Origin of the sequence: Paenibacillus sp. B01, assembly GCF_009649995.1 — a bacterium.
Lineage (GTDB): Bacteria > Bacillota > Bacilli > Paenibacillales > Paenibacillaceae > Paenibacillus_O > Paenibacillus_O pasadenensis.
On record NZ_CP045802.1, the window covers coordinates 4,918,787 to 4,934,492 of the forward strand.

A 15,706-nucleotide genomic window follows, 5' to 3' on the forward strand; every position below is an offset into this window, starting at 1 on the left:
GTCACAGCTCCTTTCTGAGCCGAGGATCGAGCAGCGCTCCGACGATGTCCGCGGCGGCGTTGAAGAGGACAAACGCAGACGCCAGCAGCAGCACGAACGCCTGGATGACCGGGTAGTCGCGGCTGAGGATCGCCTTGACGCTCATCGTGCCGAGGCCCGGCCAGGCGAACACGTTCTCCACGACGACCGTGCTGCCGAGCAGGATCGGCACCGCCATCGCGAAGATCGGGACGGCCAGCCGCAGCGACTGGACGAGCATCCGCAGCGTCAGCGTCCGCTCCGGCAGTCCGCATGCCCGGCCGTAGAGGATCGAATCGTCATGGCGGCCGGCGATCATGGAGCTGCGGATGACGCGGAAATAGACGCCGGCATAACCGGCGGCCAGCACGGCGGCCGGCAGCACGAAGCTGGCCGGCCCGCCGAGGCCGCTCGTCGGCAGCAGGTCCAGCTTGACGGAGAACAGCCAGACAAGCCCCGCCGCCAGCAGGTAGGGCGGCAGCGCCGTCAGGAAAAAGGCGGCCGCCCGCGTTCCTTGGTCAAGCCTCGTGCCCTCGCGCAAGGCGCAGAAGACGCCGAGGCCGATCGACAGCAGCACGATTACGGCGAAGGAGACGGCGGCCAGCTGAAGCGTGTGGAGAAGGGCGGGACCGAGCAGCGCCAGCACCGGCTGGCCCGTGACGTAGGATTGGCCGAAATCGAGCTTCAGCGCGGACAGCAGCCATTCCGCGTAGCGGATCGGCAGCGGACGGTCGAGCCCCAGCTCGGTCCGCTTGGCGGCGATCAGCTCCTCCGTCGCCTGGGGGACGCCCTGCGCGTGCAGCACCGCCACGGCAGGCTCGATCGGCGCCAGCTGGTTCAACAGGAAAGCAAGAAACGAGATCGCCGCCAGCAGCGGAACCGCGGCCAGCGCCCGGCGTGCCGCATATCGAAGCATCGTCGCCTCCTCCTAGCGGAATTTCATCTGCTCGAACGGCAGCTCGAACTGCGTCTGCTTGAAGGCCACGCCGTCGAGGTCGCTCGGCGCGACGACGGTCACGCCGCCGTGGCTGATCGGGATGAAGACCGCCTCGTCATGGACCGTCTTCAGGATGTCCCGGTACAGCTGCTTGCGCGCCGCTTCGTCCGTCGTGCGCGCCGCCTCCTCGATCTCGGCATACAGCTCCTCGGCGCGCTCGATGCCGCTCGTCGTATGGCGGTAGGAGGACTCTGCCGTGAACGAGGCGATCGTGCTCTGAGGATCGTAGGCCAGTCCCCAGGTCTGGTTGAACAGCAGGTCATAATCGCCTGACGCGCGGCGGGCCGCCAGCGACGGCGAAGGCTCTCCGACCAGCTCCAGCTTCATCCCGATGGAGGCGCCGGCGCTTTGGATCAGCTCGGCCTCCGTCTTTTGCGACAGCGACGCCGCATCGTACACGAGCTGGAGCGCGAGCGGCTTGCCCGCCTTGGTCCGGACGCCGCCGTCGCCCTGCTTCCAGCCGGCCTCCTCGAGCAGCTCGGCGGCGCGCTTCAGGTCATACGCCCGCTTGGGTAGATCAAGATCCGCATAAGGGGTATTCGGAGAGAACAGCGCCTCTGCGGGCGTCTCCGTGCCGTGCAGCAGCGTCCCGGCGATCGTGTCGCGGTCGACGGCATGCCAGAGCGCCTCGCGCACCGCCCGCTCGCCGACCGGGCTGTCGGCGCGGCTGCTGTTGGCCGCGATCAGCTTCGTGTTCATCGGCTTGCTGCGCAGCAGCTGGTACTTGCCGGTGTCCACGAGGCTCTGCATCGCCTCGACGTCCAGGCTGTCCGCGCCGCGGTCGTCGGTGAAGAGGAAGTTCACTTCCCCCTTCTGCAGCGCGAGCAGCGTCGTCTCGCCGGTCGGCAGCACCTTGGCCGTAATCCGCTTCACCGCAGGCGCCCCAGCCCAATAGTCCTCGTTGGCCTCGAACACCGCGTACTGGTCCTGCTTCTGCTCGGCCAGGCGGTACGGCCCCGTGCCGTCATGTCCCTGCACGCCGTCCTTCGTCCCGCCATCCTTGAAGTCGTTCGGGGAAAGGAACACGTACGGCCGCGTCATCGACAGCTCCAGCAGCGTCGGCGCGTACGGCTCGGACAGCTCCAGCCGCACCGTATGCTCGTCCAGGACTTCGACCTGCTTGAGCTTGGCCGACAGCTTGATCCAGGCGTGGCGCTCGGCGTTCGCCTGCACCGCGTCGATGTTCTTCTTCACCGCCTCCGCGTTGAAAGGAGCGCCGTCATGGAATGTCACGCCTTGACGCAGATGGAACGTGTAGGCGAGGCCGTCGTCCGACACCTCCCACGATTCCGCGAGCAGCGGCGCGAAGCCGCTCTCCGTCTTTTCGATCAGAGATTCGTAGATCATGCCTTGCGCCGCCATGGAGCCCGGGTAGAGATGCGGGTTCATGTCGTTGATGTCCTTGGCCGTCGCGTACACGATTTCCCGCGCGCCCGGATCGGCTTTGTCCTCTGAGACTCCGCAGCCCGCTGCGAGCAGCATCAGCGCGGCGGCCGGGACGGCCAGCCAACGGGCGGCGCGGAATCCGGAATTTGATGTGTGGGTTCTTCTCTTGCTCGTTATAAGATTCATGGTTCCTCCTGGATGGGTGAATGAAATCAGGCTTGTGGAGCGGATGGCGCGCCCGTTCCCGAGGCGGCTGCCGCGGGCAGATCCTGGACGATCAGCTCGAGCTGATCGCGGCCGTCGCAGCCGAGGAGCGCCTCGGACAGCGGCTGTCCCTCCAGCTCCTGCCGGGCATCGGCCAGCCGCTCGTCGAACAGGGAAAGGAAGCGGTCGACCGTCGGCGTCCGGACGCCGAGCCGGCGGGCGATGCCCTGCAGGATGCGCGTGCGGTAGACGTCCTCCTTGGGCATCCGCGGCAGCTCCCAGCGGCCGTCGGCGTCGACGAAGAGGCGCCGGATCGGAACGGCCGAGAAGTCGAAGTAGCGTCCCTGTTCGTCGGGCGACGAATAGGGATCAATGAGCAGCGACGCGTAACGCACGTAGAGCAGATACTGCTGATGCACCGCGTCCAGCTCCGGGAAGCGGTCCAGCTCGAGCCGCGACAAGCTTTCCGGCCGCACCGGATAGCAGTCGTCGGTCATGAATTTCAACAGATTGACGCGCGGCACGGACAACGCCTCGCAAATCGCGCCGATCTCCAGCCAGGCCGCATGCAGGTCGCGGATCAGCGCGGGCGTAATCGGACCTTCCGGAAACAGCTTGTAGACGTAGACGGGCGACTGCGCGCGGCCGAACACGGCATCCAGCGAAAAGGCGTTGAAAAACAGCGGCGGATGGACGTACAGCGAGATATTGCGCGTCTCCGCCTCGAGCGGCGAAGAGAGCGTCTCGATCCTCACGCCCGCCTCGGCCCAGGCGGCGCAGAGCGCGTCCAGCGCCTCCGTCCGCCCCTGCGTGGAGCCGGCATACACCTTTCGCTTCACGCCGGTCGTAAGCACGGCGGCCGACGGCCCGCCCGCCGACCACCGCGTATCTCCCAAGTAGGTCGAGAAGCTGATGATCTCCGGATCGGCCGCCGCCGATCCGCCATCGCGCGTCTGCGCCGCACGCAGCCGCTTCAGCAGCTGGCGCACGAGCCCCGCCGAGCCGAACGTCGGGGAGACGAGCACGACCCGGCGCAGCCCGCTCCGCACCTCTGCCGGCAGCTGCTCCAGCACGGAGGCGTACGCATCGGCCGTCACGGCCAGCACGGCCGTGTCCCAGCTCCCTTCGACCGAGCCAATGCCGGCATGAAGCGACTCCAGCGCGCATTCGCCAGCCAGCCGCTCATGCAGCCGGTTCTGGACCTCGGCGCGCAGCCGTCGGTCCTGCCGCTGCGCCGCGGCGAAAAACGGCTCCGACCGCAGCGAGCGCCTGCCGGCCATTCCGACCGGCGCCTGCAGCCGCTGGCGGAACAGCACGGCCAGCTGCACGGCGGCCGGCCCCGTTCCGAGCACGAGCACCCGGCCGAGCGCGCTCATCGTCCGCCTCCCGGCATGCCGCTATCCTTGGTATAAAGGGCGATGTCGAAAATCCGGTCGGGCCGCAGCGCGCGGCCCGCCAGCAGCCAGCGGCTGTCCGCGGCCTGGCGCATCGGGTAGTTGAACAGCGACTTGAAGCCGTCGCCGTACCGCATCGCCGCTGTCGCACGCGGAGAGGTGAGCGGATGCAGCCGCTCCAGCAGGTCGTACTTCACCGGAATCGTCGAGCTGAAGATCAGATGCGTCACCTCCTCCAGGCCGCGCTGCTCATGCGCTTGTCCATGCTCGATCCGGATCGGCAGCTCCGGGCCGAGCTTGCGCGCCACCTGGCGGCCCAGCTCCACCGCCTCGGCGTCGATGTCCACGCCCAGCACCTCGGCGCCGGTGCGGCGCGCGATCAGCAGCGGAGTCATCGGGAACGAGCCGGAGCCGACCATCAGCACCTTGGACTCGGGCGTCACCGCGAAATGACCGAACTCCTCCTCGATGCAGGACTCGATGTTGCGGAAATAGGCGGCCGGACTCTCCTCGCCCTCCAGCAGCCGCAGCGCGCGATGCTTCTCCATCTGCGCGACGGCCAGCGCCGAGCGGTGGCGCAGCACGTCCGCCAGCCGCTCGGCTTCTTCCGGCGAGCGCTGCTCGTGCGCCTCCCAGAGCGGCTCGCTGGCCGGCTCCAGGATCAGCTCCGAGTAGCGGTCGATCTGCTCCTGCAGGTCGGCGGCATGAGCCCCCGAGCCGTCGTAAGCGGCCGTCAGCCGGGCGAACGCCTCCGCGAATTCGGCCAGCGTCTTTTCCAAATCGGTTCCGACGATCATTGAATCCTCTCCCTTCCTTCATGCCTAGAGTCGTTCAAAACGCTACATAGGCCGTACCGCTGGCGACAATGTCCACCGAGCCCTCGATATCCAGCGCGCAGCCTTCCCCGCCTGTCCAAACGGCCCGCGCCTTGATCGCTCCGCCCGGCTGCCGGACCTCCAGCTCGACGCGCCTGCCCTGCTTCCAGCTCAGGTAGGCTCCAAGCGAGGCGGCACCCGACCCGCAGCCTCTCTCCCAAACGAGGCTGCCGACCTCCGGCACATGGATCAAGGGCTGCATCTCCGCCGTATCACCCCGATACAGCAGGATGCCGACCAGCTTGGCGTCGAGCACCGCGCCGAGCAGCCGCGCAAGCTCGGCCGCTCGGCCCCGCACGTCCTCGTCGAAGCGGTCGACCTCCAGCAAAAGATGCGTCGACGCGGCATACTGGACCAGCCCCATCGCATACGATCGGCCTCCGATCGCCACCGTCCGGGATTCCACCTTGAGCGGCGGCGGCATCTCGACTCGGCAGCGATAGCTCTCGCCGATCCGGCTCGCCTCGCAGCGGACGAGCCCCTCCGCCCCCGATGCCTCCAGGCGGAGCTCAAGCGCCGCATCCGAATTCACCTTCCGCTCCCGAGCTACGAGAGCGGCCAGCGCCATGCAGGCATTGCCGCAGAATTCGCCGCCCGCCATGCGAAGCCTCGCATCCGCCTCGCTCCGCTCCGGCTTTTCGATGAATCCGACCTGCTCCGCATGCACGCTGTCATAGGCCATCATGCGCGCAGCCACGGCCGGTCGGGCTTCCGGCGGCAGCGGGGAGCGGATGAGGATGGTCATGTTCTGCGTCGGACTCAGCTTGACGAACTCGATTTCCCGATTCATGGCGCCCCCTTCTTATGCGTAAATATTACTATATGATTGTAATAATTACTAATAGTAGGCGGGATAGGTCGGTTCGTCAACCCTTTTTTGTAAGGTCATTCCAGAGTCTGGCCGTCAAAGCGGACCGAAGGCCCGCCTACTGCTCCCAGACGGCTAAGAGAATCCGGTTGATCGCCCAGATGACGAGGATCGCAACCGCCCATGTCGGCCGGCTGGCCGCCCAAAGCGCGAGCGCGCCCAGACCGAACAGAAGGAGCTCCATCGCGAGCTTGACCGTCCAGTCGAGCGGAATCGAAGCCTTCGGCGAGAGGAACGCGCCCCAGACGACAGCGGTCAGGAGCGGGGCCCCGATGCCCAGCAGCCATCGGACCAGCGAGCCGAAGCCCGTCTGGAACCCCCAGATTCCCAACGCCGCGAGCAAAGCCAGCTCCAAAAAGAAACGAACGCCCAGGTTGATCATTTTGATCGCTTCCATGACTATGTCCCACCTCCGAATTAGAAACTAATATGATTAGTTTCAGGATAAAGGGCAAGGGTTTTTTTGTCAATGATTGGATGGCCGAGGATGCGACAGGCAGCCTGCCTCAGGCGCTCGGAATAACGGTCGGCGCGGCCGAGTTTCTTGACGCGCTGCTGCTGCATCGTAGGCATCGCGCCAAAAAGCCCCCTGCAGGCTCGCTGCCTGCGGAGAGCTTCAGGATAAATACCATAGTCTCGCATTATTCTATTTTTAATCAAAATGAATTCTTGTTCACTTATCAAGGAAGTGTCAATAACTGCCTCAACATCGCAATTTGCATACTGTACCTCAACAAATCCGACTTCAAGATTCATCCCCTCAAACCGACTTTGGGTAGCAATATGGGAGTAAAATAAGGCCCTCTACTAACCCTTTCATTTTGAGGTTCAAATCGGGCACCATACGGCATGATTTGCGTGCGAATCGACCTGATTCGCACAGGAGCAATTGTAAAATTGTTTTTGAAAAGCTACCCAGCTTGGTTCCCAATAGCCACGTTAATGGATTCGTATTTATCTTTCAGGAATACAAAAAACAGCCCCTAGACTTGAACATATTTGTTCAAGCGCTAGGGGTTGTTTTTTTGGGGCTCTATTGGTTAACGGGGAAGAAAGCTTGACGCCGTCTGTTTGTCGTCAAATTTTTTCACATTCGATTCAGGCATGGCTTATTTTTCAAACGTTCCTGAAGATTACCCTACACATCTTGAACTTTCTTGATCAACTTGAAAAGGACGGCAGCCGCGGCGATAAAAAAAAACGGAGGGTTGGCTTCTGGAACAATTGAAATTCAGCACCGCATCTTAAAAAACATTCTCAAACGCGCAGTTGAATGGAGAATAATTAAGCGAAACCCAGTCGATGATGTGCAAAAACCAAAAGTCTTCTCAAAGGAGATTATCCCTTATGATGGAGCGGAAGTAGAAAAGATGCTTCGAGCGTTACAGTCTGAACCGTACCACTGGAGAGTTATGATTACTTTAGCCCTTACATCCGGTTTGCGACGGAGCGAGTTACTCGGCCTTGAATGGAAACACCTTGATTTCAACACAGGAGTTTTGGATGTTTCACAAAGTATGATTCATGCTCTGAAAGGCGAAGTCGTCGTGAAGCAGCCTAAAACTAAGAAATCTATCCGCAAAGTTGCTTTGCCCAGTTCCATGCTAAAAGAACTCAGGGAATATTACGAATACAGAATGCAAGAACGAAATGATATTGGCGATGCATGGCGCGGCGGCAATTGGTTCTTTATGTTCTCCCATCCGGACGGACAACCGTTCCATCATGAGCGACCCTATCTATGGTTTCGGCAGTTCGTTAAGAAAAACGGGTTTCGTTACATCCGATTCCATGATCTTCGGCATACCTCAGCTACGATTTTAATTAATCAAGGCGTTCATGCCAAAATCATTTCGGAACGGCTCGGGCACGGATGCATTACCACAACGATGAACATTTACGGCCACGCTCTCCGGACTGCCGACCAAGCAGCTGCTGATAAATTCGAATCATTCTTTATACCTAAAACAGCACAAAGACAATAACGAAGAAGACTAGGAATTCCAGGACGTCTTCGGTTCATTGAACAATAATCGCTCACATATTTGAGGCACAAAAACCCAACTTGCAACAGAGCAAATTGACGGTATGGTTCAGCATCAAATTTGCGATATGTTCTGACTCTACTCGATTTGGCTAAAATCCTCGAGGATACATGAAGCGATTGTTCATACCACTGTTAATATGGCGTATAGAAGTATTAAAAAGAACCAAGTCGTTATATGACTTGGTTCTTTTCGTACATCCGGTAGCTGTACTGGACCTGCTGCTGCAAGTATTCTTTCCCTCGCTGTTCCCTGAAATCCAACTTGTAATACACAGGGAACCGCTTGCTGACTTCTGTCTTCACCAGTTCGGGCGGCGTCACAAAAATCAGCTGGAATTTCAGTTTTTTGGCGACTTCGAAGATAGGATCGAGGACATGCGCTGAAACAGCCTGACCGAGCGGGTTGTCGCACACCATAGTCATCCAGTACTGGTCTGTATCATTTTTCATAGAAAGTAACATCATCATGATCACCGTTCGCGCTGCTAGCTTTTGACCCCCGCTGCCATCCGCCGTGGTAGCTGAACCCTCATTAATCGTTTTCCACGTTTTGTAATGTTCCCGTCGTGGCCTGCTGTAGGTCAACGCGTTCTCGGTATTCATGTTATACACTAACAGCGTTGGGTATCGGCGGCGCAGGCCGACAAACAGGATTTCCTCGTCTCCCACAAGCTTTTTGATTTCATCATTTAGCTTCTTGTTGTGGTCGTCAATCACATCAAACTGCTTGATGATCTTATCAATGGCATCCACAAAATGCTCTTTTAACAACGGTTCCACATCCTCGGGCCGACGCGGCAGGATGTCCTCCTCTAACTTCGCAAGCGGATAAATGCCGAAATCGTTCTTGACCGACATCTTCGCTATCATATGCCTGATCGCATCGGAAAGCGAAACGATCTTCATCGCGGCACGGTTCGCCCAATAGCTCTGGGCCTGCAGGGCTTGCGCCTTATCCCGTTCGAGATCCGTCATCGATTTTTCGCAGAAGCGGATCATGCCTTCCATTGTATCCAATATTATGTCGCACCGTTTGCCCTCGACATGGGAAAATGAGCCGATAAGCCCTTTTTTGAGTTGCGCATCCCACGATCGCTCTTCGATTAATTCCTGTATGGCCGTTATCTTGCGTCCGATGCGCTTACGTTGCCCATCAAGCTCGCTCACTAATCCAACGCGTGCCTGACGCCACTCACTTGCCGCTTTTCCCGCCTGATATTCAGCCGCTTGGAGATCGTCCTCGCCGAAGGTTATACCATCTGCATCAACGTGCGAGGCGAGAGATGCCTCATTTTGCCCAAGCGCGGTTTTTCGTCCTTCCGCATCCGTCTTTTGCTCATTCAGAATGCGCATACGCTCCGTTGCCTGGGATTTGCGAGCAACTATTTCGCGTTCTTTCTGATCTAGATCAAGTTCATCCCACGCCTGTGCCGCCTGTGCGTGATTCTCTACGATCTTTCGTTCATGGTCTTCCATCATCTCGCATTTTGCTTCCATCTTAGCTTTTTCGGCAGTTAGACTTTTTTCCACATTCGAGATGAGTCGGTCTTGCTCGTAACGTAGGAGTGAAAGATTGGATTGCCTTCCTTCCAGCACTTCGAGCGGTTCGGTGAGGATTTGTGCTTCCCTCCACTGAGGCGTAAGCATTTCTATTTGGGCGACCATCTCCATAAGCTTCTGTTCCTTATGACCACGGTCCACACTCAGTTTCGCGAGCTCTGTATTCTGTTCTTCACGGCTGCTGTTCAATTGTTTAAACTGCGAAGCATATTCGAGAACCTTCTGAAAGACATCATCCCGAAGGGTTGGCGCGGAGACGTCGGTAGCGTCTACATTCGTTTTTGGTGCGGGAAATGCCGCATTAGGAACAGCGATTGCTAACTGCTCCAGCTTTTGCTTTACATCCCTGGACCATTCCCAGTATGCCTGTTTCCATTGGTTAATCTCGCCGTGCAGCGTTTCGACCACCATGCCCGTAGCTTGCAGCGCAGACCTTGCCTTCGAAATCTCGATATCCAACTCTGCTAACCGGGCGCAACGCACCTCATGATACCGCCATTCTTCCTGAAAGGCGTTTAAGTTCCGTAAAACTTCGTCGTAGTTGGCCGCCTCCTGCTGAAGGCGCGCCAGGTCGTAGCTAATTTTTCGTTTTATCTCCTGCAAGTCACCTTCACGAGACGTGTATCGTTGCCGCTCAAGACGCAGGTCTTCGAGCACTTCTTCCATCGCTTGGAGCTGCGATGAAATTTCGTCGGCGAGGTCATGACTTAAAAGGAGTACCAAATCGCGATTGATCCCTTCGATCTCTGCGATCGAACGCTCCAACTCGTTGACATGCGACGCCGCCGCCTGCCATTCCCCTTCCACACCTTCCTTGTATCGCGTGTATGCCGCTAGGTGTAATGAGAGTGTGGCTGCCTGCCCACTAACTAGTACATAGGAAGCACTCCCGGACTCTTTCATCTCTTCCCGAAGGAACAGCGGTACAGGTGACTGCAAATCCATTGCCGCCAGTTCGTCTTCCAAGCGTGTGCGTTTCCAGTCCTGGCTGAAAACAACAAGGCCAAACGGCAAGAGCGGATGTTTTGCGAGCTCCTCTTCACGCTGCTTATCATTGAGCGTACGTAAAAACTGCGTACCATAAAAAACATCCATATGGGCCGAGAGGCGCTCATAAATTCGTTTCAGGTCAGGGTTCGCAATCCAGAAATCTTTGCCGTTCAGGGAAACGGCGATCTGTTTCTGCCACAGCGCATGCTTGGCGGATTCAAGGTCCTTTTTATAATGTGTGAGCAGCCGTGCGATCCGCTCTTCTGTGTGCTCCACCGATAGACGACTTGCAGTTTCCACGTGATCTTGTAACCAGGTGGCCACGCGGTCAAGCAATTGCCGTTCCTTTTGCTCCTGCTCGGGGATTTTTGCCGCCAGCGCCTCGCATTCCTCGTCTAGGGCTTTACACCGTTCTTCCGCAGAAGCAAGTCCTGCGGTGTTTGCCAGTATCGCGGCATCTGTATCCGTAAGCTTTACCATTTTCTCCTCGATGAGGTCCACCGTATCTTTCTTCCGTTCCTGATATAGCTGCAGGGCCTTGTCGATCTGGTAGGCCACCTCTTCACCGTAACGGCTTACAAAGGCTCTCTTTTTGCTTTCATAGGTCGCACTCTCATCGTTAAGCCGTTCTTGTTCAATTTCTAGTCGCGACAATTTAGTGCGCTGCTTCTCCCGCTGCTCTTCCTGTGCCTTCTCATTTTCTAAGAGTCTCTGTTCAAGCGCAGCATAGCGGTTGATCTCGTCCTGTAGATGAATCTCCAGTATCTTCCATTGCTCTGCTGCAGCCATTGCGACTTGATCCATCTGTTCCTTAATCTCGCGCGCACTCTCGCTGTTTTCAAGCATCTCGATACGCTGGCAAACCTCCGCGAATGCCTGCTGCGCCTTCTCCCAATACCTATACTTAATGGAAAGCTCAACGTGTTTATATTGCGAATCAATATCCTCTTTCCGCGTCACCAGCGCCGAGAGTCGATCTTCGTTTTCCACCATTTTTACTCGCAACGCCTGCACCTCGCGTGCCAACCTTGCATAGTAGAGGTTATCTTTTTCGTACGCCAGCTGACGCAGGGATTTTCCAGTTTCGTCGAGGCGCTGTTGCATAATGGCAAGCGTATCATTAAGCCCTGTTATCACATGGCGAATGGCTGCAAGCAGACGCTGACCGCTTTTTTCGTGCTCCGTCTGCTGCTTCTCTAGTTCAACGCCTTTTCCGACCTCCTGCTGAAGGGGCGCCAACTCAGCCAGAAACTCCTTAAAGGCACTTTCACGGGAGAGCAATATAGGCAGGTTTTTTGCGATGCTTGCCTGACTTTTAAAGATTTCCACCAAATCATCCTGGCCGCTGTCCTGCTGCTGAAGACGTTTACTGATCATTGGCACTATTTTGGTGCGGAAGAGCGAGTAATCATCAGTAGCCCCTTCGAAATAGGCTCCGACACCGCCTTCATTTTTGTTGATCTCTTTCAATGTATCCCAATCTTTTTTGTCGATACCGTAGCTTTTGAGCACCTCGTGATACTTGGCTACACGTTCAAATGTAGCAAAGCCCTGCTCCTTCAGCCACTTCTCCAGCACATCCATACTAATCGCTTGCCCACCGTCATAAAGCGGCAAAAATTCAAACAAGCCTGTGTCATCAATCTCGACTTCTTTTACATATAATAGAAACTTCGGCTTGATGTCATAATCATTTTCATCTTCCGACTTTGTCGCCTGACGTTCCGCTGAGAATACACCGCCTGTAATTAGGTACCGACGATCGTTCCCGTCAAGCTCCCATTCCATGACGATGTGAAATGGGTACGCTTGAAATTTTTCTTTCTCATTAAAGAAAAACTGCTGGTACAACCGATTTTCGGTCGCTCCCCATGCAGTACCAGGCTTCATCAACTGAAAAAAAGCCTGTAGTAATACGCCTTTTCCACCCCCGTTTATGAGTGAAATAAGCGTATGGACCGCTTCTTCTCCATTGTTGAATTCGAACACCATATCTTCGTACTGTTTTTTCATGTTCTCATATTTCAGGCCCGTGATGCGGCCGCGGTTCCACCTAGGCATACGACTCCTCCTGCCTTGCAACTATCGATTTGATCTCCTCGTACCGATCCTGGTCGCCGTACAAATACTCTAGACGATCAAACAACTCCAAGCTGGGGAATGCCTTAATGCCTGGCTGGTCCCGATCTGCTATGTAAACAAGCCCCTCGTCCTCTAACAACTTGAAGGCCGTCTTAATGAGGCCCATTCGTGTCTTTTTGTTCGGTCGCGTAAACACCCCACGCTCGGATTCCGGCTCCAGGTTCTTCCAGAGAGTGACCATATCACGCATGGCTAGACCACTACGCTTTTCTGCCATACTGTCTTGGGCGATTTTCACTTCCCATTGATCCATGAGCGATGTGACCGCCCGCTCGATCATAAAGAAGGTCACGCCTTCTCGCCTCGTCTTGATCTTGGCAGCCTGATTGCGGTCAATTTCTGCCATAAAAGCCATGATCACGATGGATACTGCGTAAAAATGTTTCTTATTCTCGATGTCCTTGTGCCTGCTGCGCAGGTGCGTAAAGTTTGTTGCAAATACCGAACCGCCCGCTTTAGCGATCAAATGGAGGCGTTTATGGGCTTCAATGACCTGGGTGCCCGACTGGTCTGCCAGCATGCGGACGCTCTCCCGCACAGTCGGCTCAAAGTACATATTATAGAGCTCATCACTATCCTCGATCATTTTCTTCTTAAGCATATGAAAATAGACGGCTGAGGCTTTTTTCATGGATTCAATATCCATTCAAGCATTCTCCTTTAACTTCAGTGAAAAGGGTGTAATTTTCATACCATTCCAGCGAAGTGGTTTCTCCGTCGGGTCATAATCCGTGTAAATCAGACTGCCTTCAAGCACCTTGAAACGGTTGCTTTTTTGCATCAAGTGATGGATGAGAATCTCTCGTTCATCTTCAAAGGTCTTGTTGCGAAGTACCTCGATTCGTAGCGGCTCTTTACCGAACATCATCCACAGCTCCCGCGTCTCCCGGTCGCTCAGCCACCGCTCCTGTACATATGCAGGGAGGTCGGTGAGCTCGCGCAGGGTAAAGACACCATCTTCCAGTAGCTGGTCGAAGACTGGCTCCCAAGCATATACGATCGCATCCCAGTTAAGTACTCGCTTCCGAAGGAGATCCTCCTCCTCTTCCTCGTCAACGTCTTCTACAGGTTTCTCCAGTTCCGAGAGAACCTCCTGCTCTTCCCACACCCAATCGAGTGGCAGCATAAACTCATTTATCGGAGAAAAAAGCGGTTCAAGCAGTTGATCAATGGCCGCGAAGTTATAAACGCCTTCTTTCTGAATCCAATTCTGATAAATGTGTTCGGAGAACGACAAGGCCATTCTATCCCAAAACAGGGCTGGATTTTCGGCTTTCAGACGCATTTCGGTGGAGATACTTTGAATGACAAGCCGCGCAAATCGGTCGTGTATCTGGCGCGTATATTCTACTTTATCCCTAAGCAAGCTCAGATCGTCTTTCTCCTCCAATCGATCCTGATTGTGTTCGAGTTTATCGATCAGCCCCAAAATATTGCGGAACTCTTTTTTCTCCTGGTCAAATTGTTTTTCGATTGCATCTTTTCTCTCTTCCCGCTGAAGGTTCTCTGAGAAGAGCAGCACTTTAGGGTTGTTTGCCACTTCGCGTTGAAAGCTTTCCTCCTCCGCGATGAGTCGCCTGACGCGGCTAAGAAGCATATCGAGGCTTCGTGTCGCCTTTTTATAATTTCCATTACGGATAAGCTGGATGCTATAGAGTTGCTCGATCGTGATCGAAAACTCTTCCGAGATTTCGCGGCTCATAAAAATCATTTCCTGAGCTTCGTCAGTCAGCTTGTACACAATCGACCCACCTGACTGCAGGTCGGTGAACAGCTCGTCCATTGTGACATATCGAAACTCTGTTTTTTCCCACTCCCTAGTCACTTCATTAAAGTACGGTGATTCAAACGGCTTGTTAAGCTGCTCAGGACCTTGATACAACAGCCCACCTACAAGACGCGCGATTTGTTGGTCCGTCGCCGTCAACCCCATTTCGCGCAAGACATCTGACGCTATGACTTCAATTTCCTTGCGGCGTCTGTCCTCACGATCGTTCAGCTCTCGATAGAAGATTTCTAAAATCATGCGGAACAAAATTCCTTGTAAATATGGGGTGAGCGCCGCGCCTAAATCCATGCCGCTGCCTAGCAGAAAAAAGGGATTAAGCCGCCTCATACGCTGGCCAAATCCATCCCATGCCTCGTTCATCCGACTGTTCCTTTCCGCCACGTCTCCACCGTGAGCACTTCCTGCGGGATTCGCTTATTCATCGCCCAACATGCCCGCATAGAGGAAGCCGCTCGGCTGTCAGGGGTCACGTGCTGAAGCATAAAAGCCAGGTAGCGTTCGTCCTTTGTCTGGGTCTCACACGACACCGTATGCTGATGAAACTGCGCCATAGCTTCATAGATTTCAGCGGCAGGCAATACGCCCGCTTCGGGATACCCGTAGTGAAGACGATATAGGATACCGTACCCTTCAGGGTCCATATCCCCCACATACCGAAACGAATAAGAGCGGTCTACCGGAAAAAGTTCATAAAAAAACGAAAAACTACGCTCGATCTTCTTCCCTTCGCCGTAGATGATAATGTCGGGCTGATCGCTCAAATTCAGACACCCCCTTCTTTGAAGCATGACGACGGTGTGGAAAAACGAGAGGTTTTCCACGATCAGCACCTCACGTATCTCATGCGGTGATGTACCCGGCCTAAGCCACATTACAAAGGGTTCACCCCAACGTTTTGCTTTTAGGGCACTATGGTCGATGCCTAGGCGAGATAGAAACTGGCTGCCCTCTGGTTCCGAAAGATACTTTTCGTGTCCAAAGAGTTCCAAACTTCGCTCTTCCACGCTCACCCACTGCCGCTCCTCAGCCGATTGCAAAAAGGCATGGACACTCTCAATGCGGTGCCACTCGTCAGACGTCTGCCATTCAGGATACCGTCTGTAAAACCCAAACTGGAGATGGTCACTAAGCTTCATTATCTGCAACGAATCCCACGACGGCTCGATGTTCCGAGGGAGAACCCAGTATTGTAAAGGAAGGGCGGGCGTTCTGCCATTAACGGCCGATCCCTTGAACGGTTGTATCGCCCCTTGTGCTTCTAACGTTTTTATCGCAGCTGCAAACGCGGTGTATCCACCTTGCTCATAGTAATCTGCCACCCGCGAGCGTATGTCGCTCTCCAGACGAATGACGTTTAATCGGGCTTTGGTTTTCGCACTCTGCTTTGATGTCACAACGTCATGAATTTGCTCCAGGAGATTCATTGCGCCCCTCCA

The 15,706-nt window shown here is 55.8% G+C and carries 12 protein-coding genes; 1 reads left to right on the forward strand and 11 read right to left on the reverse strand.

All coding sequences use genetic code 11. The features are described 5' to 3' along the window. Position 1 precedes the first annotated feature (1 nt). From opp1B to GE073_RS21180, 7 genes are all read right to left on the reverse strand, one after another. On the reverse strand, positions 2 to 934 hold the full coding sequence (gene opp1B, locus GE073_RS21150; protein WP_153784265.1) for a nickel/cobalt ABC transporter permease: 933 nt from the start codon (positions 932 to 934) through the stop codon (positions 2 to 4). 12 nt (positions 935 to 946) lie between these two features. After that, positions 947 to 2,497, reverse strand: a complete 1,551-nt coding sequence (cntA, locus tag GE073_RS21155) for a staphylopine-dependent metal ABC transporter substrate-binding lipoprotein (protein WP_153784794.1) — start codon at positions 2,495 to 2,497, stop codon at positions 947 to 949. Between the two features lie 116 nt (positions 2,498 to 2,613). Then, positions 2,614 to 3,981 (reverse strand): opine metallophore biosynthesis dehydrogenase, encoded by a 1,368-nt coding sequence (locus GE073_RS21160; protein WP_153784266.1) that lies wholly within the window; start codon positions 3,979 to 3,981, stop codon positions 2,614 to 2,616. Beyond that, on the reverse strand, positions 3,978 to 4,796 hold the full coding sequence (locus GE073_RS21165) for a class I SAM-dependent methyltransferase (RefSeq protein ID WP_153784267.1): 819 nt from the start codon (positions 4,794 to 4,796) through the stop codon (positions 3,978 to 3,980). The genes GE073_RS21160 and GE073_RS21165 overlap by 4 nt, the downstream gene beginning before the upstream one ends. A 34-nt stretch (positions 4,797 to 4,830) precedes the next feature. Then, the gene (locus GE073_RS21170; RefSeq protein WP_153784268.1) at positions 4,831 to 5,664 is read right to left on the reverse strand and encodes a histidine racemase CntK family protein; all 834 of its coding nucleotides are present in this window, start codon (positions 5,662 to 5,664) and stop codon (positions 4,831 to 4,833) included. 136 nt (positions 5,665 to 5,800) lie between these two features. After that, positions 5,801 to 6,139, reverse strand: a complete 339-nt coding sequence (locus tag GE073_RS21175; RefSeq protein WP_153784269.1) for a YrdB family protein — start codon at positions 6,137 to 6,139, stop codon at positions 5,801 to 5,803. A 20-nt stretch (positions 6,140 to 6,159) separates the two neighbouring features. Next, complete coding sequence (locus GE073_RS21180) at positions 6,160 to 6,498, reverse strand: hypothetical protein (protein ID WP_153784270.1); 339 nt, start codon at positions 6,496 to 6,498, stop codon at positions 6,160 to 6,162. Between the two features lie 401 nt (positions 6,499 to 6,899). On the opposite strand from GE073_RS21180, the gene GE073_RS21185 reads away from it, so the two are divergent. Beyond that, a complete protein-coding gene (locus GE073_RS21185) occupies positions 6,900 to 7,727 on the forward strand; it encodes a site-specific integrase (protein WP_153784271.1) in 828 nt (275 codons plus the stop codon). 233 nt (positions 7,728 to 7,960) lie between these two features. Here GE073_RS21185 and GE073_RS21190 read toward each other — a convergent pair whose 3' ends face one another. The 4 genes from GE073_RS21190 to GE073_RS21205 are packed head-to-tail and all read right to left on the reverse strand — an operon-like array spanning position 7,961 to position 15,694. Further along, positions 7,961 to 12,400 carry a coiled-coil domain-containing protein gene (locus GE073_RS21190; RefSeq protein WP_153784272.1) on the reverse strand — a complete coding sequence of 1,480 codons (4,440 nt, stop codon included), beginning with the start codon at positions 12,398 to 12,400 and terminating at the stop codon, positions 7,961 to 7,963. Then, positions 12,393 to 13,127: a DUF6063 family protein gene (locus tag GE073_RS21195; protein ID WP_153784273.1), complete on the reverse strand. Its 735-nt coding sequence runs from the start codon at positions 13,125 to 13,127 to the stop codon at positions 12,393 to 12,395. Before GE073_RS21195 ends, GE073_RS21190 begins: the two co-directional genes overlap by 8 nt. Continuing rightward, the gene (locus GE073_RS21200; protein WP_153784274.1) at positions 13,128 to 14,630 is read right to left on the reverse strand and encodes a hypothetical protein; all 1,503 of its coding nucleotides are present in this window, start codon (positions 14,628 to 14,630) and stop codon (positions 13,128 to 13,130) included. Then, on the reverse strand, positions 14,627 to 15,694 hold the full coding sequence (locus GE073_RS21205) for a Wadjet anti-phage system protein JetD domain-containing protein (RefSeq protein WP_194843436.1): 1,068 nt from the start codon (positions 15,692 to 15,694) through the stop codon (positions 14,627 to 14,629). The genes GE073_RS21200 and GE073_RS21205 overlap by 4 nt, the downstream gene beginning before the upstream one ends. Between the last annotated feature and the right edge of the window lie 12 nt (positions 15,695 to 15,706).

Coding starts and splice junctions, on each gene's coding strand:
- opp1B (WP_153784265.1), bottom strand. CDS start 934: ATGCTTCGATATGCGGCACGCCGGGCGCTGGCCGCGGTTCCGCTGCTG.
- GE073_RS21195 (WP_153784273.1), bottom strand. CDS start 13,127: ATGGATATTGAATCCATGAAAAAAGCCTCAGCCGTCTATTTTCATATG.
- GE073_RS21175 (WP_153784269.1), bottom strand. CDS start 6,139: ATGGAAGCGATCAAAATGATCAACCTGGGCGTTCGTTTCTTTTTGGAG.
- GE073_RS21190 (WP_153784272.1), bottom strand. CDS start 12,400: ATGCCTAGGTGGAACCGCGGCCGCATCACGGGCCTGAAATATGAGAAC.
- GE073_RS21205 (WP_194843436.1), bottom strand. CDS start 15,694: ATGAATCTCCTGGAGCAAATTCATGACGTTGTGACATCAAAGCAGAGT.
- GE073_RS21160 (WP_153784266.1), bottom strand. CDS start 3,981: ATGAGCGCGCTCGGCCGGGTGCTCGTGCTCGGAACGGGGCCGGCCGCC.
- GE073_RS21170 (WP_153784268.1), bottom strand. CDS start 5,664: ATGAATCGGGAAATCGAGTTCGTCAAGCTGAGTCCGACGCAGAACATG.
- cntA (WP_153784794.1), bottom strand. CDS start 2,497: ATGCTGCTCGCAGCGGGCTGCGGAGTCTCAGAGGACAAAGCCGATCCG.
- GE073_RS21165 (WP_153784267.1), bottom strand. CDS start 4,796: ATGATCGTCGGAACCGATTTGGAAAAGACGCTGGCCGAATTCGCGGAG.
- GE073_RS21180 (WP_153784270.1), bottom strand. CDS start 6,498: ATGAATCTTGAAGTCGGATTTGTTGAGGTACAGTATGCAAATTGCGAT.
- GE073_RS21200 (WP_153784274.1), bottom strand. CDS start 14,630: ATGAACGAGGCATGGGATGGATTTGGCCAGCGTATGAGGCGGCTTAAT.